Source organism: Parasalinivibrio latis (genome assembly GCF_036825535.1).
Classification (GTDB): Bacteria; Pseudomonadota; Gammaproteobacteria; order Enterobacterales; family Vibrionaceae; genus Parasalinivibrio; species Parasalinivibrio latis.
The window spans coordinates 1,040,160-1,063,379 of the sequence record NZ_CP098812.1 but is presented as its reverse complement, the minus strand read 5'-3'; the positions used below and the strand labels follow the sequence as shown (position 1 = coordinate 1,063,379).

At 51.8% G+C, this 23,220-nt stretch carries 19 protein-coding genes and 1 pseudogene; 15 read left to right on the top strand and 5 right to left on the bottom strand.

What is annotated here, in order from left to right:
* Window position 1 precedes the first annotated feature (1 nt).
* The 6 genes from NF212_RS05205 (at window position 2) to NF212_RS05180 (ending at window position 8,103) form a co-directional block, all read left to right on the top strand.
* Window positions 2–1,990 (top strand): ATP-binding protein, encoded by a 1,989-nt coding sequence (locus tag NF212_RS05205; protein ID WP_434359445.1) that lies wholly within the window; start codon window positions 2–4, stop codon window positions 1,988–1,990.
* A complete protein-coding gene (locus NF212_RS05200) occupies window positions 1,966–3,303 on the top strand; it encodes a sigma-54-dependent transcriptional regulator (RefSeq protein ID WP_434359443.1) in 1,338 nt (445 codons plus the stop codon). Before NF212_RS05205 ends, NF212_RS05200 begins: the two co-directional genes overlap by 25 nt.
* Window positions 3,304–3,510: 207 nt before the next feature.
* Window positions 3,511–4,854, top strand: coding sequence for an ABC transporter substrate-binding protein (locus tag NF212_RS05195; protein ID WP_434359441.1), 1,344 nt, complete (start codon window positions 3,511–3,513; stop codon window positions 4,852–4,854).
* 68 nt (window positions 4,855–4,922) lie between these two features.
* Complete coding sequence (locus NF212_RS05190) at window positions 4,923–6,671, top strand: ABC transporter permease (RefSeq protein WP_434359439.1); 1,749 nt, start codon at window positions 4,923–4,925, stop codon at window positions 6,669–6,671.
* 20 nt (window positions 6,672–6,691) lie between these two features.
* Window positions 6,692–7,759 carry an ABC transporter ATP-binding protein gene (locus tag NF212_RS05185; RefSeq protein WP_434359437.1) on the top strand — a complete coding sequence of 356 codons (1,068 nt, stop codon included), beginning with the start codon at window positions 6,692–6,694 and terminating at the stop codon, window positions 7,757–7,759.
* Between the two features lie 188 nt (window positions 7,760–7,947).
* A complete protein-coding gene (locus tag NF212_RS05180; RefSeq protein WP_434359435.1) occupies window positions 7,948–8,103 on the top strand; it encodes a hypothetical protein in 156 nt (51 codons plus the stop codon).
* Window positions 8,104–8,331: 228 nt separating this feature from the next.
* On the opposite strand, the gene NF212_RS05175 is transcribed toward NF212_RS05180, so the two are convergent.
* The gene (locus NF212_RS05175) at window positions 8,332–9,975 is read right to left on the bottom strand and encodes a methyl-accepting chemotaxis protein (RefSeq protein WP_434359433.1); all 1,644 of its coding nucleotides are present in this window, start codon (window positions 9,973–9,975) and stop codon (window positions 8,332–8,334) included.
* A 218-nt stretch (window positions 9,976–10,193) separates the two neighbouring features.
* Between NF212_RS05175 and rlmA the strand changes: the two genes are divergently transcribed.
* Together rlmA and NF212_RS05165 are read left to right on the top strand one after the other, a co-directional pair.
* Window positions 10,194–11,000, top strand: a complete 807-nt coding sequence (rlmA, locus tag NF212_RS05170) for a 23S rRNA (guanine(745)-N(1))-methyltransferase (protein ID WP_434359431.1) — start codon at window positions 10,194–10,196, stop codon at window positions 10,998–11,000.
* A 63-nt stretch (window positions 11,001–11,063) separates the two neighbouring features.
* Window positions 11,064–12,005 (top strand): ChaN family lipoprotein, encoded by a 942-nt coding sequence (locus NF212_RS05165; RefSeq protein ID WP_434359429.1) that lies wholly within the window; start codon window positions 11,064–11,066, stop codon window positions 12,003–12,005.
* Between the two features lie 59 nt (window positions 12,006–12,064).
* Here NF212_RS05165 and yfbV read toward each other — a convergent pair whose 3' ends face one another.
* Window positions 12,065–12,511 (bottom strand): terminus macrodomain insulation protein YfbV, encoded by a 447-nt coding sequence (gene yfbV / locus NF212_RS05160; protein ID WP_434359427.1) that lies wholly within the window; start codon window positions 12,509–12,511, stop codon window positions 12,065–12,067.
* A 440-nt stretch (window positions 12,512–12,951) separates the two neighbouring features.
* On the opposite strand from yfbV, the gene NF212_RS05155 reads away from it, so the two are divergent.
* From NF212_RS05155 to NF212_RS05135, 5 genes and pseudogenes are all read left to right on the top strand, one after another.
* A complete protein-coding gene (locus tag NF212_RS05155; protein ID WP_434359425.1) occupies window positions 12,952–14,148 on the top strand; it encodes an acetate kinase in 1,197 nt (398 codons plus the stop codon).
* 104 nt (window positions 14,149–14,252) lie between these two features.
* On the top strand, window positions 14,253–16,400 hold the full coding sequence (pta, locus tag NF212_RS05150; RefSeq protein ID WP_054671420.1) for a phosphate acetyltransferase: 2,148 nt from the start codon (window positions 14,253–14,255) through the stop codon (window positions 16,398–16,400).
* Window positions 16,401–16,551: 151 nt separating this feature from the next.
* Complete coding sequence (locus NF212_RS05145; protein WP_054671149.1) at window positions 16,552–17,175, top strand: LysE family translocator; 624 nt, start codon at window positions 16,552–16,554, stop codon at window positions 17,173–17,175.
* Between the two features lie 104 nt (window positions 17,176–17,279).
* Window positions 17,280–17,450 (top strand): hypothetical protein, encoded by a 171-nt coding sequence (locus NF212_RS05140; RefSeq protein ID WP_054671146.1) that lies wholly within the window; start codon window positions 17,280–17,282, stop codon window positions 17,448–17,450.
* A pseudogene (locus NF212_RS05135) lies at window positions 17,450–17,841 on the top strand (type II toxin-antitoxin system death-on-curing family toxin). The gene NF212_RS05140 and the pseudogene NF212_RS05135 overlap by 1 nt, the downstream one beginning before the upstream one ends.
* Window positions 17,842–17,952: 111 nt before the next feature.
* Here NF212_RS05135 and NF212_RS05130 read toward each other — a convergent pair.
* The 3 genes from NF212_RS05130 to NF212_RS05120 all read right to left on the bottom strand — a co-directional run bounded on the left by NF212_RS05130 (window position 17,953) and on the right by NF212_RS05120 (window position 20,992).
* Entirely contained in the window at window positions 17,953–19,323 is a 1,371-nt protein-coding gene (locus NF212_RS05130; RefSeq protein WP_434360831.1) for a TRAP transporter large permease, read from the bottom strand.
* A gap of 5 nt (window positions 19,324–19,328) precedes the next feature.
* Complete coding sequence (locus NF212_RS05125) at window positions 19,329–19,895, bottom strand: TRAP transporter small permease subunit (protein ID WP_434359422.1); 567 nt, start codon at window positions 19,893–19,895, stop codon at window positions 19,329–19,331.
* 71 nt (window positions 19,896–19,966) lie between these two features.
* Window positions 19,967–20,992, bottom strand: coding sequence for a TRAP transporter substrate-binding protein (locus NF212_RS05120; RefSeq protein WP_434360830.1), 1,026 nt, complete (start codon window positions 20,990–20,992; stop codon window positions 19,967–19,969).
* Between the two features lie 481 nt (window positions 20,993–21,473).
* Here NF212_RS05120 and metN point away from each other — a divergent pair, with 481 nt between their 5' ends.
* The gene (gene metN / locus NF212_RS05115; RefSeq protein WP_434359420.1) at window positions 21,474–22,508 is read left to right on the top strand and encodes a methionine ABC transporter ATP-binding protein MetN; all 1,035 of its coding nucleotides are present in this window, start codon (window positions 21,474–21,476) and stop codon (window positions 22,506–22,508) included.
* Window positions 22,498–23,184: a methionine ABC transporter permease gene (locus tag NF212_RS05110; protein WP_434359418.1), complete on the top strand. Its 687-nt coding sequence runs from the start codon at window positions 22,498–22,500 to the stop codon at window positions 23,182–23,184. The genes metN and NF212_RS05110 overlap by 11 nt, the downstream gene beginning before the upstream one ends.
* Window positions 23,185–23,220: the final 36 nt, after the last annotated feature.

Sequence of the window (23,220 nt, the reverse complement as noted above, 5' to 3'; positions counted from 1 at the left end):
CATGTCTCCCCAACCCACAACGTACTGGTGGAAGAGTACAGGGTTCAGGCTATATGCCAGTATCAGTTTTATTGTGCTTGGTACACTGCTGGTCGCAGTGACATCCAGCCTCCTGTTCCAGCAACTTTCTGCAACCGTTTCACAGGTCGCCAACCGGGATATCCCCTCTACTGCAGCAGTCGCCCAGTTGGCTAACTGGGCCGGTTCCATTGAGGCTTCTGCTGCGCTGCTGGTATATGCAGACAACGAGACCCAGCGAACAAAGGCCAGCGATAACCTGCACTCCCTGCTCGACCAGGAAACAGGGAACCAACTGTCAGCACAAACCCCAACCCTGAACACATCCATAACAAACGTAAAAGAACAGCTCTCACGGCTGGAGCAAAGTGCTGAAGAGCGCGTCAGCCTGAACCAAGAGCTTCAACGCTACCGGGAGGAACTTTACTGGTTGCAGCAGGATTTTGCCCAGGAAATAGACCCGATGCTGGAAGAAGCCCGCTACTACACACGAAATGCGCTGTCATCCGGCACATCCAGCAATGTCACAATTATTAGTCTGGCGGAGTTTGAGCAGCGGGATTTACTTTCTTCATTCAAGGAAACCGTAAACCTCCTGTTTGAATATATGCAGCAGGCACTGGGCGCAAAAACAGTAACAGAACTGCTGACACAAACCAGCCGGCTCGATGAAACCTTTCCCGTACTTGACCGCCAGCTGACTACGCTGGCACAACTGCCCAGTGCTATCACCATGGTGCAAATCACGACGGAAATTCGGCGCCTGGTCTACGACGAAAAGTCAGCTATGACCGTAAAACGGGAAGCGTTGCAGCTTTCCATCGACAGCCAGCAACAGCTGAGATCACTTCAGGCTGCATTCATAGAGATGAACAGGGAAGTGGGAGCTGTTGTATCCAGAACCCGTGCAGATACCCTGTCACTGACCCAACAACTGGACCATAGTGTTTCATCAGCCCAGCGGTTGCTGGCTTTCGTGGCTGTAGCCGCACTGATTATCGCAGCCGTCACCGGTTGGGTGCTCCGCTACCAGCTTATCGGCCGTCTGGTGAAGATTATCGAAGCTATCCAACGGTTGGCCGCCGGTGACCTTTATGTCTCCATTGACACCAGAGGACATGACGAGATAGCCCGGCTTGCCCATTCCCTGAGGGTCTTTAAATACAACGCAAGGGAGATCGTCCAGCAAAAAGACCTGCTGGAAGAAACCAACACCCGGCTCCAAACCGAGATCCAGCAGCGAATTGAAACCGAACGGGAACTCAGGGAAACCCAGGATGAACTGATACAGGCCGGGAAGTTGGCTATCCTCGGGCAACTTACCGCCGGGATCGTCCATGAATTCAACCAGCCATTGGCAGCCATTCGCAACAACCTCCATATCACCCGGCACTACATAGAGAACGGTCTTCCAGGCAAGGCTACCGCCAAGCTCAAGGACATTGACAGGCTGATTGCCAAAACCAGCCAGTTGAGCCGCCACCTGAAGACTTTCGCCCGCAAAAGTGACGGAAAACTGGTTGCAACGCCGCTCAGTTCAACGGTTGCCAACGCCGTAGAACTGGTCCATGACGCAGCAATAAAAAAAGGCCTTATGATTGAAGTGGCGGAAACCGGGTTAATTGTCCAGGCTGACCCAATCCGGCTTGAGCAGGTATTGGTCAATCTTCTGAGCAATGCGATAGACGCAACGGATAGTGGAAAAATAGCCGTCAGTATCGAAGAACAACACAGCCATCAGCCCGGCTTGGTAGCTGTGCGGGTCACTGACACCGGGCACGGCATGGACGACGAGGTTAAAACCCAGGTCTTCGAGCCCTTTTTTACCACCAAACCGGTCGGAGACGGACTTGGGCTTGGTATGAGTATTATCTATAACATCATCAGGGATTTTGGCGGCAGCATTGAAATCAGCAGTACGCCTCAACAGGGAACGGAAGTATCAGTATGGTTGAGAAAAAGCAGGTCGTAATCGTCGAGGATGACACCGAGCTCCGCGAGAGCCTGGAAGAACTGTTTGCTATTGAAGGCTTTGAAGTGACCGGTTTCAGCTCAGCACATGGCGTGGTGGAAAGCCTGACCGACGATTTCCCCGGCGTTGTGGTCACAGATATTCGCATGGAGGGTGAAACCGGCGTCGAAATGATGAAACGGCTCTTGCACCGGGACGCCGGCATCCCGGTGGTTATCATTTCAGGCCATGCGGACATAGCCATTGCATTGGATGCGATGAAAAACGGAGCGTTCGAATTTGTTGAAAAGCCCGCAGACCCGGCTCATCTGGTTGCTGTGGTCCACACGGCGGTACGTCACCGTGAACTGGTACTGGAAAACCGGAAACTGCGTGAAACATCCCACTCACGGGGTGTGCTCGACAGCCGCCTAATCGGGCGCTCAGAAAGTATGCTCCAGTTGAAACGAACCCTGATCAATATCGCTGACACTGATGTGAACATAATGATTAATGGGGAAACCGGCTCCGGCAAAGAGATGGTTGCACGTTGCCTGCATGACTTCTCCCGCAAGAAAGCCGGCCCATTTGTCGCGATAAACTGTGGTGCTATCCCGGAAAACCTGATTGAAAGTGAGCTGTTCGGACACGAGGCAGGTGCCTTTACCGGCGCCAGCAAAAAGCGGATCGGAAAAATTGAATATGCATCCGGCGGGACACTGTTCCTGGATGAAATAGAAAGTATGCCCATGCACCTGCAAATCCGGCTGCTTCGGGTATTGCAGGAACAGGAGTTTGAGCGTGTTGGCAGCAATGAAGTCATAAAGGTTGATCTTCGGGTTGTTTCCGCGGCAAAAGGGGATTTACTGGCACAGGCTGAAAGCGGGGATTTCCGCAAAGATCTCTATTACCGCCTTAATGTAGCCTATGTAGATATACCACCGCTGAGGGAACGAACAGAAGACATCCCCCAGCTTCTCAGCCAGTTTGTCGATGCTGCAGCTACTCGCCTGCAACGTCCCACCCCCACCATCACCGCCGATACGCTTTCAGCCCTGATGGCCTACCCGTGGCCGGGCAATGTCAGGGAGTTGATGAATGAAGCCGACCGGCTGGTGCTTAACATTTCCCCGTTTACTGAACTGGATACGTCGGGGGCAGACACAACCAGCCTGCCAGACCAGCTGGCCCGGATTGAAAAAAACCTTCTCGACCAGATGCTCCGCCAACATGACGGTCATGTCAGCGATACCGCGGACGCCCTCGGCATCCCCAGGAAAAATCTCTACCTGCGTATGAAAAAATTCAATCTTCGTAAAGAAGACTATCTGTGATCATGCGCGAAATGCGGGTCAGGTTTGACCCGCAGTTTCCTGCCTGTTGTGTCAAACCTGACCGACCCCCACAAATCCCACCTCAACAAAAATCCCCTTTAATTCATGAGATTAAACTCAAGCACGCAAGCAAATTAACATTGGCATAACAGTTGCGATATCTCCGGGTAAGTCAGTCATGCCCCACCCTACACAAGGAGAAAAAAGATGAGCAACAAAGTCGCTAAAGGATTTGCTCTGTCGGCACTGGTCGCCGCAGCCATGGGAACCAGTGCATTTGCAGTAGCCGTGGAAGACAAGCTTGTCATCGTCACATCATTTCCAACCGATGTGACGGACGTGTTTAAAAAAGGGTTTGAGCAGGCCAATCCGGGCGTAAAGGTAGAAGTTCTGGCAAAGAAAACCACAGCAGGCATCAAATATCTGCAGGAGACGTCAGACAATAACCGCTCGGATATTTTCTGGGCATCTGCTCCGGACGCTTTCGAGGTCCTAAAGCAAAGCGATCTGTTGGACAAAGTCACGCTGGACCTTTCCGGTTTACCTGAAAAAGTCGGCAGCTTCCCCATCCATGACCCCGACGGTTACTACAAAGGTTTTGCGGTGTCCGGGTACGGCATGATGTGGAATGAACGTTATATGAAGGCCAAAAAGCTGCCACTGCCTACAGAATGGGCTGACCTCACTAACCCGGTATACCGTGGTCACGTCGGTATTTCCGCTCCTTCACGCTCAGGCACAACCCACCTGACCATTGAGGCCATTTTGCAGGGTAAAGGCTGGCAGGACGGCTGGACCATGCTCAAGGATATCTCAGGCAACTTAAAAACCGTCACCGAACGCAGTTTCGGGGTGCCCGATGGCGTTAACTCCGGCTCTTTTGGCGTAGGTGTGGTCATTGACTTCTTTGGCCTCTCTTCCAAGGCATCCGGCTTCCCGGTTGATTTTGTCTACCCGACTGTAACCGCCATGGTTCCAGCAAACGTCGCCAAGGTGAAAAACGCCCCCCACCCTGAATCGGCCGAAGCATTCATGCGTTACCTTCTGTCAGAACAGGGCCAGGAGCTTCTGTTGGACAAGAAAATTCAGCGTCTTCCGGTCAACCCGGCAGTCTACGCCAAAGCCCCGGCGGGCTTCCCGAACCCCTTCAATGGTGAAGGAATGGGCAAGGTCAAATTCGATCTGGACCTTTCCAAGTCCCGTTACAACGTGGTCAATTCACTGTTTGACGTAATGATTACCTACCGTCTTGATGAGCTTCGTAATGCCATGGAAGCCATTCAGGAAGCCGAGTCCAAGCTGTCCGGCAACCCAGACCCAGAAGCGCAAAAGATGGTAGATCAGGCCAGAACCCTTGTCGCCACTTTACCGATTACTGCTGAGCAGGCACAGAATCCGGACTTTGCTTCAATCTTCACCAAAAAACGCAAGAAATCCACGGACAAGATTGTTGGAAGGCAGGCAGAAATAGAGCAGGAATGGGACAACATGGTCAGCGAAAACTACCAGAGAGCCCAAAAACTGGCTGAAGCCGCGTCAGCACGAAACTAACCCGGCCCTTAGCGGTGGCAATTTTGCCGCCGCTGCTTCCTGTTTTTGTTTTTCCTGAGGAAGGACCCATGACAAGCGCTTCAAACATTCAGGAATCCGGAAAACCGGCGGCTTCCCGTCCGTCAGTATTTAGCCGGGTGAAAAATAATATTGGGCTTTACAGCATCGCCCTGACCATCGCGATGTTCTTGCTGGCCTTTTTGATTATCCCAGTTCTAAAGGTCATCTATGTTGCATTCCAGGACCCACACAGTGGTTCCCTGAGCCTGGTGAACTTTATTGATTTTTTCAGCAGTTCATTGTTCCGGGAATCGTTTTACAACTCATTTTACGTCTCAGCGATGTCAGTGGTACTGGCATCCATTTTTGCCTTGCCGCTGGCCTATTTCACCACCCGGTTTGAATTTCGCGGTGCAGTAATTATCCAGACGCTGGGGATTATTCCCCTCATCATGCCCCCATTTATCGGGGCTGTCGCCATGACGCTGCTGTTCGGGGACAACGGAACCGTAAACCTGCTCCTGGATGAACATTTCGGTTTCACCCTGCCATTTATGGAAGGGCTGAACGGCGTTATCTTTGTACAGAGCGTGCACTACTTCCCTTTTATCCTAATCAACCTTTCAGCCAGCCTGCAGAATATTGACCGGGCAATGGAAGAAGCGGCCCAGTCCCTTGGCTCATCTGGCTTTACCCTGTTCCGCCGGGTAGTCTTCCCTCTTGCGATGCCGGGTTATGTTGCCGGGGCATCGCTGGTATTTGTGAAGGTGTTTGATGACCTTGGTACACCGCTGCTGCTGAACGTCAACAATATGCTGGCTCCCCAGGCATACCTGCGGATCTCTTCTGTCGGCATCTCTGACCCTATGGGATACGTGATTTCCGTCATTCTTGTCGGTTTTTCAATTTTCGCCCTATGGGCGTCATTCCAGGCATTAAAGGGCAAAGACTACTCCACCACCCAAAAAGGTGGCGGGGGTCTGTCCAAGCGGAAACTCAAAGCCGGGGAACTGGCTCTCTGTTACGGTGTGATTTTCCTGCTGCTGGCACTGGTTCTGGCGCCGCATATCGCACTGTTGTTGCTCTCATTCGGCACTATCTGGAGCTTCAGCCCACTGCCTGACGGCTACACAGTCGCTCACTATGCTACAGCGATTGAGCAGGCTTCCGGCTTTATCAAAAATACGCTCATTTATGCGGGCCTTGCCGGCCTGATTGATGTCATTCTCGGAACGGCCATTGCCTACCTGGTGTTCCGTACGGGGATCAAGGGCCGCAAATGGCTGGACTATGGTGCCATGGCAGCACTTGCGGTACCCGGCGTGGTTCTCGGTATTGGGTACCTCCGTACTTACTATGACATCGATATGCCGATTACCGGTGACCCAATGGCAACCTGGTGGGGGATTATTGTCATTGCCCTGTCAGTGCGTCGCCTGCCCTATGCCTTGCGCTCCTGTGTTGCAGCCCTGACCCAGGTCAGCCCTTCATTGGAAGAAGCGTCTGAAAACCTCGGGGCAGGCAAAGCAAGTACCATCCGCCGAATTGTCATCCCCCTGATGGCAGCAGGCCTGCTGGCCGGTTTCGTTACCAGTTTCGCCACAGCAGCAGTTGAGCTTTCTGCCACCATCATGTTGGTTTCCAACGAGCAGGATGCCCCTCTTGCCTACGGCCTCTACCTCTTTATGCAAAGCGCCGCCGGACGCGGCCCTGGCGCAGCCCTCGGCATTATTGCAGTGCTGATTGTCGGCCTTGCCACCTACCTGTCCCATTACATCGTTGACCGAACCCGTCGTGAACAGGCGGCTGAGCGATAAGGCATTACAAGGAGTCAGTCATGAAACAACAGAAAGCTGGAATTCAAATCAACAACCTGTCGCTCTCGTTCGGCGAAACAGAAGTACTGAAAGGCGTAAACCTGGATATCCAGCCTGGGGAGTTCTTTGCTTTCCTTGGGCCATCCGGCTCCGGAAAGTCCACCCTGCTTCGTGCCATTGCTGGATTCGGGCCGACACCGGAGGGGGAAATACTTGTTGGGGGGGAAGACATCGCACACCTTCCCCCATGGAAACGAAATGTCGGCATGGTGTTCCAAAGTTATGCCCTGTGGCCTCATATGACGGTATTTGACAACGTCGCCTACGGATTGGTTGAGCGCAGAGTCAGTAAACCGGAAATTAAGCGCCGGGTTATGGAAGCGCTGGAACTGGTTGGCTTACAGGACTACGCCAACCGCCGGCCGTCTCAACTGTCCGGTGGGCAGCAGCAGCGTATAGCCATTGCACGTACCGTTGTCGTCGAGCCACGGGTGTTACTGCTTGATGAACCCCTCTCTAACCTGGATGCAAACCTGCGCGAACAGATGCGCCGGGATCTGCTGGATCTGCAGCGCCAGCTTGGCCTGACCACGATCTTCGTCACCCACGACCAGGAAGAAGCCAATACGATCTCTGACCGCATTGCCGTACTCAACGACGGCGTAATCCAACAGGTAGGCACACCCATGGCGCTTTACGACACCCCGTCCAACCGGTTCGTGGCAGACTTCCTCGGTTCCGCAAACCTGTTGTCCGGCACGGTATCAACTGTTGAACAAGGCTCCATGTTTATCAGTGACAATGGAATTACCTTTGATTACCACACCAATCACCATGGGCCAATGACCCTGCTGTTCAGGCCCCAGAGTATCCTGGTTAATCAAAACTCAGCAGGTTCAGCCATCCGGCTGGAAGGAAAAATCCGGCACAGAGAGTTCCTTGGCCATATCGTCCGCTATGGCGTTGATGTCGGAAATACCCTGCTACTTGCCGATGATGCCCACCGACGCGGAACTTCGCACCTCAAACCAGGGGATTCAGTATCTCTCTCCATTACCCGGGAGGAAGTGGTCGAAATAGCTCGCTAACCGTTTTGCCAACGACCAATTGCTGGTCATTTTTTGCCGGGTACTGTGACCCGGCTTTTTTATCTGCACACCTCTAACACGAATATTACGTTCAGCTAACAATTTCGCACCTAATTTTAGCAACCCTATGCATGCTGCAGCGTAACTCAGACTCACTATTCCCCTCGATAAGGAGAAGGAGATTCGCAATGACAATGCTCAAAACAATGATGTTGGCTTTATTTGTGATGTTTTCCGGAATGGCTTTCGCTACAACTACCGGAGGTGACGAGAAGAAGGAGTGTCCCGAAGGGTCTGAAGCACCTGAATGCCAGATGAAAAAAGACGATGGAAGTTTTTACTGATACCTGGACGTTGGATTAGTGGTTCTTTCCAACAGGTATGACTCTGCCGTAATGATGTTGACCCGTGCAGCGTTGTAGGTCTGCACTAATTGCAAATTTGAGCTTTAAGTAAATTTTCCTTCCGCTTTACAAACCTGTTTGCCGCATCCCGGATGCGGCAATTTTTTCACAGGCCCAGGCAAAAACGGCCCCTTCAGGGCCATTGTCAGTACCGTCACCGGCGTCAGGTTACACTTTGAAACTGCCGACAACCTTGTCCAACTGGAGGCTGCGATCAGACAGGTTGCTACAGGCCCGCGCCATATCTTCAAGGTTTTCAAGAACCCGCAGGCTGTTCTCTGCAACACTGTGGATGTTGCGGTTGATATCTTCAGAAACAAGGTTCTGCTGGGAAGAGGCTGTTGCCACCTGGCTGTTCATTTCGTTAATACGTTCGATAAGGCCGGTGACTTCACTCAGGTAATCAGACGTCTGCTGCACCTGCTGAACGGTTTCCGAACTGGCTTCGGCACTTTCATCCATGGCAGAAACCACACGGCGGGTACCTTCCTGCAAGCGGCCAATCATGTCCTGTATTTCTGTGGTGCTCTGCTGGGTCTTGTTGGCAAGGTTACGCACCTCATCTGCGACGACTGCAAAGCCCCTACCCTGCTCCCCGGCACGGGCAGCCTCAATGGCGGCATTCAGTGCCAGCAGGTTGGTTTGCTCAGCAATACCTCGGATAACATCAATAATAGAGGCAATGCTCTCTACATCACTGTTAAGCGCACCAATCATTTCCTGGGACTGGCCAATAGTTGCCAGCAGGGTATCCATTGAAGAAACCGCACCAACAACACTTTCCTGAGCCTGCCCAATTTCATCATTGGCTTTCTGGGTCGCACCGGCTGCATCGTCTGCATTCTGGCTGATTTGCTCACTGCTGGCGCTCATTTCCTGGATGGCAGCAGCTACCTGGTCACTCTCTCGCTGCTGGCTCTTTGAATCGCGTACACAGTTATTCAGTGCCGCGTACATTTGCTCTGACTGTTGGCGAACTTCCTCAGATGCCGCTACAACGTCTTTAATGCTGGCATGGATTTTCGCAACAAACAGGTTAAATGACTCACCAAGTTGGCCAATTTCATCCGACGTGGTCACGTCCAGACGGTGGGTCAAATCCCCATCCCCGGATGCGATATCATTCAATGCAGCTCCCATCTCTTTCAACGGGGCAAGAAGTAAACGGCTTAACACCAGGCTTCCTGCAACTGCCACCAGCAACGCCAGCACCGAACCGCCAATAATTGTTCTCTCAGCCAATAGGGTTGATGCTTCAATCTCCTGGCTGATTGCCTTGGAGGCATTGTCTACCTGGCCTCTCAATACCTTGAGTTGGCTGCGTAGGGAAGCAAAGTCCTGCTCCAGCGCAACGTGATTCTTCATATAGAAAGACCGGGCAGTGGTAGGTGAATTCACCATCTGGCCAATCTTCGATGTCCACTCCTCAGCATCAATAACGAGCTTATCCAGCTTTCCACGATAGGAAGCATCAATAATTCCGGCATCGACCAGTGTCTGGACAGACTGCAGACGCGGCATGATTTTTGGCGCATTGTCTTCAAATTCAAACTGCTGCTGCTTTACGTTCGCTGGTGTAAAACCATTGGCAATCAGCGCCTGTCCGGAGGCCATTACCTGATATAAATCCCGGTAAGCATCTTCCAGGTTGTCTATCACCGGACGGACCTTCAGGTTGAGCAGTTCAGTAGCTTCAGTTTGTTTCTGGAAAGAATGGTATGAGACAGCCAGCACAGAAAGGAAAACCGAGCTGACAAGGATAACGGGGAGGAATAGTTTTTTTCTGAATGATAGAGCACTAAAAGCTCGCATAACAGCCTCGAAACAACCATATGAAAAATATGAAATTTTCCGCAATGGTACACGAAACACCTTACCGCTCTTATTGCTTTAATTCTCAATAAGACCGGAAATCCCGGACTTATTTCGCTATCTCGACACGGTTCACATTTTTCTCTTTACTTGATTCGGTTGCGCATCACACCACTTGCCGTTAGCCTTAGGCCACCCAAAGCATCCGGACTCTATACATGACTTACCTGTGTCCCCTCTGTCAGGCTCCATTGAGCCAGGAATCAAACACACTTCGCTGTGAAAACCGTCATCAGTTTGATATTGCCAAAGAAGGCTACGTTAACCTATTGCCGGTCCAGCACAAACGGTCAAAAGAGCCGGGTGACAGTAAGGAAATGATGCAGGCCCGCCGGGCATTCCTTGAAGGCAACCACTACCACCCAATGCGTGAAGGCGTGGCAAAGATCCTGAAAGACAACCTCCCTGAAAACGGCGCAGCACTTTTGGATATCGGTTGTGGTGAAGGGTTTTACACCCATTATTTCGCCTCTCAGTTAGCTGATGCGACTGTATATGGGATGGATATCTCCAAAACGGCGATCCGCTATGCCGCCAAGCGATACCCTGGATGTGACTTCTCCGTTGCATCCATCCAGCGCCTGCCTTTCCCGGATCATTCTTTGGACGGTGTTGTCCGCATCTACGCACCTTGCAACGGCGAAGAGCTCAACCGCGTCGTAAAGCAAAATGGCATCCTCGTTACGGTGACACCGGCCGGACGACACCTCTATCAGCTCAAGGGACTAATCTATGATGAGGTCCGCCTCCATGATATCCCGCCGGAAACACTGCCGGGGTTCACACTGGAAAGCGAAGAAAACCTGCATTACCCGATGAAGCTGACCGGACAGCAGGCAGAATGGCTGTTGCAAATGACGCCTTTCGCATGGCGAGCGTCAGAAACAGTCTGGGAGACAGTGCGAAATGCCGGGTTATTTGACTGCGAGGCCGATTTCACGCTGAGGATCTACCGTAAGCACTGATGCGTGCCACACTGAGGGTATCTGCGCTCAAGGGTCAGTTTTTTACTGGCCCTTTCAACAAGGATGGAGCAAATAATGAAAACAACCTTTGCTGCTTTACTGCTAGGTATGACCGTTTTTCCTTCCCTGGCTGCCTCTCTCCCCACGCTCTACGACTACCGGTTGACGACACCTCAGGGAGAGGCGCTTGGTATCGACCAAATAACACAAAAACTCCACGATGCAGACGTCATCCTTGTGGGTGAATGGCATGGCCATGCCGGTGTGCACTTATTCCAGGCAAAGTTGTTTTCCTCGCTGGCCGGCACCTATCCTGGTGTGTCGTTATCCATGGAACAATTCAGCCGCGACAGGCAGGAGTTAATCAATGAATACCTCAAGGGGAAAATCGGGGAGCAGGCGTTGATCAGCAAAGGAAATGCCTGGAACAACTATCCCAGCGACTACCGCCCTCTGGTTGAGATTGCCAAAGCGGCCAAGTTAGATGTCATCGCGGCCAACGCCCCAAAATCAGTTGTTCGCTGCATTGGCCAGCAAGGGTTGGCATACCTCGAAAAGCTCACACCCAAAGAACGGGGTTTTGTAGCCAAACACGTCGATACCACGGAGTCCGCTTATAAAACCCGGTTTATGGCTTCCATGCACCATGGCAGCAAAGACCAGTCTGAAAAGCAGTTTGCCGCGCAGGTTACCTGGGATGAAACCATGGCTGAGAGTATCGTCCGGCAGGCCCGAAAAGAGCCGGGTGGTAAAGTTTTTCATATCGCCGGACGCTTCCATGTCAGCGAAGGGTTGGGCATCGCCGCCCGGATCCACCGGTTGGATCCGTCACTCAATATCGTGATGATTACTCCGGAAACCAAAGACAGCCCCCTTCCGGCAACCAGCCCGGACTATCGGCTCGAAGTACTTCCACCGCCTGAGCAATATATCAGTCATGACGAAATGCGTGGGGCAATCAAGGCTATGCGCCCCCACAGCGGGAAATATACCTGCCATAAGTAAAAAAGCCGGATTAACCGACTTTTTTATAACAATCTCGTTTAATATTTCTCTGTTTGATGTCAGAACCAGCGTTCCAGCGTGGTACGGTCAAGCTGCTTGAAAGCCCGGTTTAACGTAACCGCCAACTCTTTGTAACGTGGCTGGCTTTTAATAGGTTGCAGCGCATAACCGGCACTGGTGATTTTCTGGTGCAATTCCCGGTACCAGCCAGCGAGTGCAGGAGGAAGGTTAGTCTGGCGGCGGCGACCAAGCCACCACAGGCCCTGAAGCGGCATACTTAGGGCAAAGAGGGCAACAACGACGGCTTGCGGCATCGCGTCATAGTTATTGAAGACCATTTGCATCAACACACTGATGACCGCGACGGCAGGCATCACTTTGATGGCGAAGTTCGTTGCCCGGATCACCCGGTTTTCGGGGAACATCGGCGCAAGCTCTTTCCTCACTGGCCACTCAGACATGTATTGCTGACCGTCCCTGAAGGTCTGCCAAATTGATTTGCTCATGGTCTTCCCCCTACATCGTTTGTGGCAAAAAGGTTGTAACTGGGACAATGGCTGTGTCCTGGACGAAAACACCTATCAGGTATTCACATTGTTTTAGACAAAGCAACTGCAGCCAAATCTGTTACCACGGGAATTCACACTCAAATTTTTTTATAAAGTATAAAAAAATGGTGCAATTGGTTTAATTTAAATCAAGTTTGATGCAAATTTTTTTGTTATCTGTGATAACAATCGCTATCCTTAGCGCACCTTTACCAATTGTTGCTTGGATTGAGACATACCGCAACCTTTTGCAGGTAGATAAAGGAAACTCAACTCACAGGGAAGAAGCCTCCACGCAACTGGTGTTCCTTTTTATTTATGGGAAAGTTGTCCGGTAAATTCTGGTCTATTTTTCCGTTTCAGACGCAATTCTGCTTAAGTGATATAGGTAGTCTCAAATGTCGAATCTGGTTCTTGTTCTTAACTGCGGCAGCTCTTCCCTGAAGTTCGCCATTGTTGATCCTCAAAACGGTGAAGAGCACCTGTCTGGTCTGGCTGAATGCCTGCACCTTCCTGAAGCACGCATCAAGTGGAAGCTGGACGGTAAGCACGAAGCACAACTGGGTGCCGGCGCTGCACACCAGGAAGCTCTGAGCTTCATCGTTGACACCATCCTGGCTTCTAAGCCTGAACTGAAAGAGAGCCTGGCTGCTATCGGTCACCGTGTTGTACACGGCGGTGAGAAATTCACTGCTTCTGCTCTGATCAACGAAGATGTGCTGAAGGGCATCGAAGAGTGTGCAACTCTGGCACCTCTGCACAACCCAGCACACGTAATCGGCATCAACGCTGCAATGGCTGCGTTCCCTGGCCTGAAGAACGTTGCAGTATTCGATACCGCGTTCCACCAGACTATGCCTGAAGAAGCATACCTGTACGCGCTGCCATACAGCCTGTACAAAGAGCATGCTATCCGTCGTTACGGTATGCACGGTACTTCTCACTTCTTCATTGCACAAGAAGCTGCAGAGCGTCTGGGCAAGCCAGTTGAAGAACTGAACATCATCAACTGCCACCTGGGCAACGGTGCTTCTGTTTGTGCTATCAAGAACGGTAAGTCAGTAGACACTTCTATGGGTATGACTCCTCTGGAAGGCCTGGTAATGGGTACCCGTTCTGGTGACATCGATCCAGCAATCATCTTCCACCTGCACGATGCACTGGGCTACAGCGTTGAGCAAATCAACACTATGCTGACCAAAGAGTCTGGCCTGCAGGGTCTGACTGAAGTGACTTCTGACTGCCGTTTCGTTGAAGACAACTACGGTGAGAAAGAAGAAGCCACCCGTGCCATGAACGTATTCTGCCACCGTCTGGCTAAGTACGTTGCTTCTTACACTGCATGCCTGGAAGGCCGTCTGGATGCAATCACCTTCACTGGTGGTATCGGTGAAAACTCTGCCCCAATCCGTGAACTGGTTCTGAACCGTCTGGGTCTGCTGGGTGTCGAAGTTGACAGCGAAGCTAACCTGAAGGCTCGTTTCGGCGGTGAAGGTGTTATCACTACTGCTGACAGCCGCGTACCGGCGATGGTTATCTCAACCAACGAAGAGCTGGTTATCGCACAAGATACTGCCCGTCTGGCAGCTATCTAATTCTTAAAAGCCGGCGTAAAGCCGGCTTTACTTATCTACACTGGCAGAACCCTGCCAGTGCTTTGTTTTAGAACAAAGAGGTAATCACCGTGTCCCGTACCATTATGCTGATTCCAACCGGCGCCGGCGTGGGCCTGACTAGCGTTAGTCTGGGCGTGCTGCGTTCGATGGAACAAAAAGGGCTTCGCGTTTCTTTCTTCAAGCCGATTGCTCAACCACGCCAGGGTGGCGAACAGCCTGACCTGACTACCACAATCATCCGCGCTAACAGCGACATGCAGGTTGCAGAACCAATCAGCATGGCCCGTGCGGAAGAGTTCATCCGCAGCGAGCAGATGGACGTCCTGTTGGAAGACATCATCGCGCGCTTCAAAGACTCAGTGTCTGACGCTGAAGTGACCCTGATTGAAGGTCTGGTTCCTACCCGCGTACACCAGTTTGCACACACCGTTAACTACGAAGTGGCAAAAGCACTGGACGCAGAAATCGTGTTTGTTGCTACTCCAGGCACTGACAACCCAGCCCAGCTGAAAGAGCGTATTGACCTGGCGGCATCTAACTACGGTGGCCGTAAGAACAGCAATATCTCTGGCGTTATCATCAACAAGCTGAACGCACCTGTTGATGAGTCTGGCCGTACCCGCCCAGACCTGTCAGACATCTTTGATGATGCAAACCTGGCGCAAAAGAACTCTGTTGAAGTGATGCAAATCTTCAACGCCAGCCCAGTACGCGTACTGGGTGTAGCGCCTTGGAAAATCGACCTGATTGCGACCCGTGCAAGCGACCTGGCATCTCACCTGGACGCTGAAATCATCAACGAAGGTGAACTGCACACCCGTCGTATCAAGAGCATCACTTTCTGTGCCCGCTCTATCCCTAACATGGTTGAACACTTCAAGCCTGGCTCACTGCTGGTGACTTCTGCTGACCGCCCTGACGTTATCGTTGCGGCATGTCTGGCAGCCATGAACGGTGTTGAAATCGGTGCCCTGCTGCTGACCGGCGGCTACAGCATCCCTGCACAGCTGAAAGACCTGTGCAAGCGCGCATTCGAAACCGGCCTGCCAGTATTTACCACCTCTGGTAACACCTGGCAGACATCTCTGAACCTGCAAAGCTTCACTCTGGAAGTACCTGCAGACGATAAAGAGCGTGTCGAGTTTGTTGCTGACCACGTTGCCGCCCATATCGACGGTAACTGGATTGAGTCCCTGACTGAAGGCGCTACCCGTGAGCGTCGCCTGAGCCCTCCTGCCTTCCGTTACCAGCTGACTGACCTGGCCCGCCGCGCTGACAAGCGTATCGTTCTGCCAGAAGGTGATGAGCCACGTACCATCAAGGCTGCTGCTATCTGTGCTGAGCGCAAGATTGCGGAATGTGTGCTGCTGGGTAACCCTGCAGAAATCAAGCGTGTTGCTGAACAGCAAGGCGTATCTCTGGGTGAAGGCATCCAGATCGTTGACCCTGAAGTGGTTCGCGAGCAGTACGTTGCACGTCTGGTTGAGCTGCGTAAGAACAAGGGCATGACTGAAGTTGTTGCCCGTGAGCAACTCGAAGACAACGTGGTACTGGGTACCATGATGCTCGAGCAAGACGAAGTTCACGGTCTGGTATCTGGCGCGGTTCACACCACTGCCAACACCATCCGCCCACCGCTTCAGCTGATCAAGACTGCACCGGGTTCATCTCTGGTGTCTTCTGTGTTCTTCATGCTGCTGCCTGACCAGGTTCTGGTTTATGGTGACTGTGCGATCAACCCGGATCCAACTGCTGAGCAACTGGCTGAAATCGCTATCCAGTCTGCAGATTCTGCCAAAGCGTTCGGCGTTGAGCCACGCGTTGCAATGATCTCTTACTCTACCGGTACTTCCGGTCAGGGTGCAGACGTAGACAAAGTACGTGAAGCGACCCGCATCGCTCAGGAAAAACGTCCTGACCTGATGATCGACGGTCCTCTGCAGTACGACGCAGCGATCATGGAAAACGTGGCCAAGTCCAAGGCACCGAACTCACCAGTAGCCGGTAAGGCCACTGTATTCGTGTTCCCAGACCTGAACACCGGTAACACCACTTACAAGGCGGTACAGCGTTCTGCAGACCTGGTATCTATCGGTCCAATGCTGCAAGGTATGCGCAAGCCTGTAAACGACCTGTCTCGTGGCGCACTGGTTGACGATATCGTCTACACCGTTGCCCTGACAGCTATCCAGGCTAAACAAGCTGAAGACGCAAAAGCGGCTCAAGCCTAAGTTTTAGCTTCGGTTAGGATTGGAAGCCCTCAACTTCGGTTGGGGGCTTTTTTTTGTTTCTGTCCCGCCTTGGAATTAGTTGACTCAGCACCCAATCTCATTAATCCTGAAATGCTCCCTTCAACAACCGGATAGTTGAGTAGATCGCAAAATGTTGGACCTTGCTGTACTGGCGGTATTTATCCCGACCTTTTTCTTTGTTTCCGTGACCCCCGGAATGTGCATGACCCTTTCCATGACGCTCGGCATGACCATCGGCGTACGCCGGAGCCTGCCCATGATGTGGGGGGAATTAATTGGTGTCGGGCTGGTGGCGATATCTGCCGTCATTGGTGTTGCAGCCATTATGCTGAACTACCCGGAGCTGTTTCTGTTCCTGAAGTATGCCGGAGGCGGCTACCTGTTCTGGCTGGGTATACAGATGTGGCGCTCAAGGGGCAAGCTGGCTATCCCGGACAACCTCGATGATGAAATCGACACGGCACCCGGCGCGCTGGCGATGCAGGGGTTTGTTACAGCCATTGCCAATCCGAAAGGCTGGGCATTTATGATTTCCCTGCTCCCACCGTTTATCAACACCACCTATTCCATGCCACCACAGCTGGCTGTGCTGGTGACAATTATCCTGCTCACCGAGTTCCTTTGCCTTATCCTCTACGCAAGCGGCGGCCGGACACTGCGCAAATTCCTGCAACAGCGCGGGAATGTACAACTACTGAACCGGATAGCCGGCTCCCTGATGATGGGCGTTGGGGTATGGCTGGCGGCGGGCTAAATAAACGAACATTGCCTGGGCTGTCAATAAATCTCCACTAAGGGTTTATATCTTATTCAGAACAACCCGTTATAATAAAGTTGTGGCTGTGATCGAAGAAATTTATGAACGCAAAAGTTGAAGCATATGGTGTCCCTTCAGTCGAAAGACCTAAAATAAAAGCGACAAAGCAGTTAGATCTGACAGGAGACTCCGGTCGCCAGATTGTTAAATCAGAGACAAAATTGGCGATGAGAACTCATCAAAAAACCTTTAAAAAATTGGCAGATATGTAATGAACCTTATCTGTTTTCCATTTGAGCGTGTCATAGAGATTAATGCGTTCATCCTGAAGACAGAACCGGGAATGAAAGGGACTGTTGATATTCCAAAGCTTCAAGGAGCGTTGGGGCGAATAGATAACGCTATCGCTTAACAAGGCTTGGATGATGTTTTGAAATCGCGGCAAAATATACCTCGAGCATAGCTGTTGCCCATGCTTTGCCTGATGCCAACAAAAGAACTGGGCTTGCAGTAGCGCTAGAATACCTTTCTCTGAATGATTTTGAACTGACCCATGACAATGACATGCTGGCTGACGCCGTGAGAGACTTGGTATTGGGTAAGCTTGATGAAACCGACTTCGCCGATATTCTCTACGGTCAATATATTAGCAGTCACAAATAAAACTAGCTTTCCTGCCAGAGAGATCAGCCCAGATCGTGTTCAAAGCAACTCACAAAGAAAATGCGGAGCTCTCACTCCGCATCTAACGATTACGAGCTTTCCGCAACTGCCTCACCCATAAACCACCGTCGGCAGCCAGGTTGCCATTTCCGGCCAGTAGGCCAAAAGGCCAATGACCAGCAGCTGGATCGCGATAAACGGGATAACACCTCGGTAGATCTGCGGTGTCGAGATACTGTCAGGTGCTACGCCCCTGAGGTAGAACAACGAAAACCCGAACGGAGGGGTCAGGAACGAAGTCTGCAGGTTCAGGGCTATCATGATGCCGAGCCAGATCGGGTCAAGATCCATCGACAGCAGGATTGGGGCAACTATCGGAATCACCACAAAGGTAATTTCGATAAAGTCGAGGAAGAACCCGAGCAGGAACATCACCACCATCACCAGCAGCACTGCACCGAACACGCCGCCCGGCAGCCCCATCAGGAAGTCACGAACCAGGTCGTCCCCGCCAAACCCCCGGAACACCAGCGAGAAGACCGACGCACCTATCAGGATCATAAAGACCATGGCGGTCACTTCCGTGGTAGTACGCATTACTTCGCGAAGAATAGTGAGGTTAAAGGTGCGTTTGGCGGCTGCCAGGATCACCGCGCCAACTGATCCTACTGATGCTGCTTCTGTCGGCGTTGCGATACCCGCCAGGATCGAACCAAGGACCAGTACAATCAGCACGATTGGCGGAATCAAAACCGTTGCTACCTGAATCCAAAGCTCTTTGCTCACCTTGCGCTCTTCAGCCGGGATAGGCGGTACACTCTGTGGCTTGAAAACAGCAACAACCATGATGTACGCGGCATAAAGTGCGACCAGCAACAACCCCGGAATCAAAGCCCCAAGGAACAGGTCGCCAACAGTGACGCTCTCAGGTGCAAAGATGCCCTGGTCAAGCTGGGATTGCTGGTAAGCTGAGGAAATCACATCCCCCAGCAACACCAACACGATAGACGGCGGAATAATTTGCCCGAGCGTACCCGATGCACAGATAGTACCGGTAGCGATCTCCGGTGAGTAACCCCGCTTCATCATGGTCGGGAGGGACAACAGCCCCATGGTTACCACCGTCGCACCGACGATCCCGGTACTGGCAGCCAGCAACATCCCAACAATGGTGACCGACAGGCCAAGCCCCCCGGCCAACCCGCCAAACACCTGCCCCATCGTATCAAGCAGCTCTTCCGCGATTTTGGACTTTTCGAGCATGACCCCCATAAATACAAACAGGGGGATGGCGATGAGCAGTTCATTGGAGAGAATGCCCTGAATCCGGTTGGGAATGGCCTCAAGGAAAACGGTATCAAAGGTTCCCGTGAAGTAACCAATTCCGGCAAACATCAACCCGGCACCTGCCAGCGAAAAGGCTACCGGGTATCCGATAAGCAGGATGATGAACACGAAAATAAACAGCAGAAGGGGAAGCATCTCAATCATAGTCCGTGCTCCTCTTCATGTTGATCGACAGCTTTGACCAGATCTTCATGCCCGCCAATGACCAACAGGGATTTGGCTGCTTCTGCCAGCCCCTGAAGGATCACCATCACAGGCATAATGATGATGGAAGATTTAAACAGGTAGCGAAAATCAACCCCGCCCGCTTCCTGCGAGCCTTCCATAATGCGCCAGGAAGCCGCTACATATTCCCAGCCAATGTAGATAATAAACAGGCAGGTTGGCAACAGCAGGAAAAGGGTACCCAGCAGATCCACCCAGGCTTTGTGCACGGAAGATTTGGGGCGGTAAAAAATATCTACCCTGACATGGGCGCCTTTGAGCAATGCATAAGCGGCACCGAGCATGATGACGTAGGCGTGGAAGTAAACCACCAGCTCCTGCATAAACACAGAACCGGTATTGAAGACATAGCGCATTACCACAATGACAAAAGTGATAACGACAATAGCGAGGACAGCCCAGGAGACTATTCTGCCGGTCCAGTCGCTGAAACTGTTGATGGCTTTGGCAAAGCCCAGTAGTGGAGAAGATGTTTGATTCATACAACGAAGCCCAGACAAATAAGGCGAAAGGGCGGGTAAAAACCCGCCCAATTTTATTGCTTTACATAAAATTATTGCGGGTTGCGAGCATTCAGCATGGCTTGCTCAGACACTTCATGCCAGTTGGTTGCCTGCTCACGGAATGCAATGTAAGAGTCATAAACTTTCTTGCTCATTGCATCGCCCTTCGCTTCTTCCGCCACAACCTCATCTGCCAGAGCTTTCAACTGAGCCAGTACTTCAGGCGGGTATGACTTGAGCTGCACCTTATGCTTGTTCACCAGGGTTTCCAGTGCAGCATTGTTGCGCGCAGTGTACTCTGCCAGCATTTCCGCGTTAGCTACCTTGGTAGCCGCCAGGACAATAGCCTGGAGATCGGCTGGGAGCTTATCGAACGCTTTTTTGTTGATCAGGGCTTCCAGCGTTGTACCCGGCTCGTGCCAGCCAGGGTAGTAGTAAAACTTGGCAGCTTTATGCAGGCCGAATGCCATATCGTTGTATGGACCTACCCATTCAGTGGCATCGATAGAGCCTGACTGCAGCGCCTGGAAGATTTCACCACCTGGCAGCAGCACCGGTGTGCCCCCGGCACGCTTGAGTACTTCACCACCAAGGCCAGGAATACGCATCTTCAGGCCTTTCAGGTCATCGAGAGAGTTAATTTCCTTGTTGAACCAACCACCCATCTGGACACCGGTGTTACCGGCAGGCATTGGGATAATGCCGAAAGGTTCATAAGCCTCTTCCCAAAGTGCCAGTCCGCCGCCACTGTATATCCAGCCGTTCATTTCCTGGGCTGTCAGGCCAAAGGGTACCGCTGCAAAAAACTGACCCGCAGGCACCTTTCCTTTCCAGTAGTAACCGGCACCATGACCCATTTCAGCAGTACCTCGTGATACTGCATCAAACACTTCCAGTGCACCGACAAGCTCATTGGCACCGTATACTTTTACCTGAATACGGCCGTTACTCATCTTGCCAATCAGGTCAGCAAGGTTATTGGCACCCGTTCCCAGCCCAGGGAAGTTTTTTGGCCAGGTGGTAACCATTTTCCAGTTATGTTCTGCCGCTGCGCTGGCAGTAAATGGCAGCATCATCGCAATGGCGACTGTCGCTGTAGCTGCGACAGTCTTCAGCATGTCCTTGATACGCATCGCGCGCTCCTTGTGTTTTGCGGTTATTTCTGTTGTGTGCTTTCACGTTTGGATTTTTAATTAGACAGCCAAATGTTAACAAGCTGTAACAACACTTTATACATTTTGCCCAGCCTTTGTACTGTTCACCCGGTGTTGTTTGAAGTGAGTCAAAATTCAATCGCAACACCGGGTTATCCACCCTTTTTTACCTGTATTTATACGTAGTAACTACTACGTGTTTTTATCCTGCCAAATACATCAACACGCATAAAACCCATCATTTAGCCATTTAGACGTCCGGACGTAAAAATATCTATTGACTTAAAAGTGTGAAGCAAATAGCATCAAATTCAGCATCAAACACAAATAAGCAATCATAAAGACCAAACAATAACAATTAAGCAACATTTAATTCTTGTATTTTGTCGATTAAGGAAGTTCGATGATCGAATTAAGTAGCGTCAACAAAGTGTTCAAACAGGGCAACCGGGAAATTCACGCCCTCAAAGACGTGAACCTTTCCGTGGACAAAGGAACTATTTTCGGGGTTATCGGCGCATCCGGAGCCGGAAAGAGTACCCTTATCCGGGTGGTAAACCTGTTGGAGAAGCCTTCGTCCGGCTCAGTCACCGTCGGTGGCGTTGAACTCACCTCCCTTTCTTCTTCCGGCCTCACCAAGGCGCGCCGAAACATTGGCATGATTTTCCAGCACTTCAACCTGCTCTCAAGCCGCACGGTATTTGAAAACGTGGCACTTCCCCTGGAGCTGGCCGGTGCCGACAAAAACCAAATCAATGCCAAAGTGACCGAACTGCTGGATCTGGTAGGCCTCACAGACAAACATGCCAGCTACCCCTCCAACCTCAGTGGCGGGCAAAAGCAGCGTGTTGCCATTGCCCGGGCGTTGGCCTGCGACCCAAAAGTACTGTTGTGCGACGAGGCCACCAGTGCGCTGGATCCGGCAACCACCCACTCCATCCTGGATCTGCTGCAGACCATTAACCGTAAGCTGGGGCTAACCATCCTTATCATCACCCACGAAATGGATGTGGTGAAAACCATCTGCCACGAGGTTGCCATCATCAGTGGCGGTGAGCTGGTGGAAAAGGGCCCAGTTGGCGAAATTTTTGCCCATCCCAAAACGGCCCTGGCACGCAACTTTATCCGCTCGACCCTGAACCTGACCATTCCCGAAGATTACGAGCTTCGCCTGCAGGCCAAGCGCACTGAAAACAGTTACCCGCTGGTTAGGCTGGAATTTACCGGCACGACAGTGGATGCTCCGGTTATCAGTGAAATTTCGCGCAAATTCAACATAGACATCAGCATCTTAAGTGCCGATATGGACTATGCCGGCGGCGTGAAATTCGGTTTACTGCTGGCAGAGATTTTCGGTCCGCAAGAAGCAACGGAACAGGCCATCGCATTTATAAAAGAACATCAGGTTAACGTAGAGGTGCTGGGTTATGTCGCTTAATTCACTGACTCAATGGTTTGCTGAAAACAGCCGTTTGGTAGACCTGCTGGTCTCTGCACTGGGTGAAACCCTGACCATGGTGCTCGTTGCCGGAGCCATCGGTTTTGTATTGGGTATTCCCCTTGGTGTACTTCTGCACCTGACCAAGCGAGGCAGCCTGCTTGAAAACAGGACACTGAACAAAGTGCTAGGCAGTGTGGTGAACGTCGGCCGTTCCATCCCGTTTATCATCCTTTTGGTTGCCATCATTCCGTTTACCCGTTTTGTGGTCGGCACATCCATTGGGACGGCCGCAGCCATAGTACCGCTCACCGTGGGGGCGATTCCTTTTATTGCCCGCCTTGTGGAAGGAGCCCTGATTGAAGTGCCTTCCGGCCTAGTGGAAGCTGCTCAGGCCATGGGAGCAACACCACTGCAAATCATCACCAAAGTGCTGCTCCCGGAAGCCCTGCCGGGCATCCTGAACGGCGTCACCATCACACTGGTTACCCTTGTCAGTTACTCAGCAATGGCCGGCGCGGTCGGCGGTGGCGGCCTAGGCGACGTAGGTATTCGCTACGGATACCAGCGTTTTGACGGCTCAGTGATGATGATTACCGTGGTGATGCTGGTCATTCTGGTGCAGCTTATCCAGTCCTCTGGTGACTACCTGGTCCGCAAAGTAGACCATCGTTAAAAAATTCAAATAAGGCGGCATTATTGCAGCCAAAAA

Bases quoted from the DNA above. Each gene is read 5' to 3' on its own strand.
- yfbV (WP_434359427.1), bottom strand. From the start codon at position 12,511: ATGAGCAAATCAATTTGGCAGACCTTCAGGGACGGTCAGCAATACATG.
- NF212_RS05180 (WP_434359435.1), top strand. From the start codon at position 7,948: ATGACAATGCTCAAAACAATGATGTTGGCTTTATTTGTGATGTTTTCC.
- NF212_RS05140 (WP_054671146.1), top strand. From the start codon at position 17,280: ATGAACGCAAAAGTTGAAGCATATGGTGTCCCTTCAGTCGAAAGACCT.
- metN (WP_434359420.1), top strand. From the start codon at position 21,474: ATGATCGAATTAAGTAGCGTCAACAAAGTGTTCAAACAGGGCAACCGG.
- NF212_RS05195 (WP_434359441.1), top strand. From the start codon at position 3,511: ATGAGCAACAAAGTCGCTAAAGGATTTGCTCTGTCGGCACTGGTCGCC.
- NF212_RS05185 (WP_434359437.1), top strand. From the start codon at position 6,692: ATGAAACAACAGAAAGCTGGAATTCAAATCAACAACCTGTCGCTCTCG.
- NF212_RS05145 (WP_054671149.1), top strand. From the start codon at position 16,552: ATGTTGGACCTTGCTGTACTGGCGGTATTTATCCCGACCTTTTTCTTT.
- rlmA (WP_434359431.1), top strand. From the start codon at position 10,194: ATGACTTACCTGTGTCCCCTCTGTCAGGCTCCATTGAGCCAGGAATCA.
- NF212_RS05125 (WP_434359422.1), bottom strand. From the start codon at position 19,895: ATGAATCAAACATCTTCTCCACTACTGGGCTTTGCCAAAGCCATCAAC.
- NF212_RS05205 (WP_434359445.1), top strand. From the start codon at position 2: ATGTCTCCCCAACCCACAACGTACTGGTGGAAGAGTACAGGGTTCAGG.
- NF212_RS05165 (WP_434359429.1), top strand. From the start codon at position 11,064: ATGGAGCAAATAATGAAAACAACCTTTGCTGCTTTACTGCTAGGTATG.
- NF212_RS05130 (WP_434360831.1), bottom strand. From the start codon at position 19,323: ATGCTTCCCCTTCTGCTGTTTATTTTCGTGTTCATCATCCTGCTTATC.
- NF212_RS05175 (WP_434359433.1), bottom strand. From the start codon at position 9,975: ATGCGAGCTTTTAGTGCTCTATCATTCAGAAAAAAACTATTCCTCCCC.
- pta (WP_054671420.1), top strand. From the start codon at position 14,253: ATGCTGATTCCAACCGGCGCCGGCGTGGGCCTGACTAGCGTTAGTCTG.
- NF212_RS05200 (WP_434359443.1), top strand. From the start codon at position 1,966: ATGGTTGAGAAAAAGCAGGTCGTAATCGTCGAGGATGACACCGAGCTC.
- NF212_RS05110 (WP_434359418.1), top strand. From the start codon at position 22,498: ATGTCGCTTAATTCACTGACTCAATGGTTTGCTGAAAACAGCCGTTTG.
- NF212_RS05155 (WP_434359425.1), top strand. From the start codon at position 12,952: ATGTCGAATCTGGTTCTTGTTCTTAACTGCGGCAGCTCTTCCCTGAAG.
- NF212_RS05190 (WP_434359439.1), top strand. From the start codon at position 4,923: ATGACAAGCGCTTCAAACATTCAGGAATCCGGAAAACCGGCGGCTTCC.
- NF212_RS05120 (WP_434360830.1), bottom strand. From the start codon at position 20,992: ATGATGCTGCCATTTACTGCCAGCGCAGCGGCAGAACATAACTGGAAA.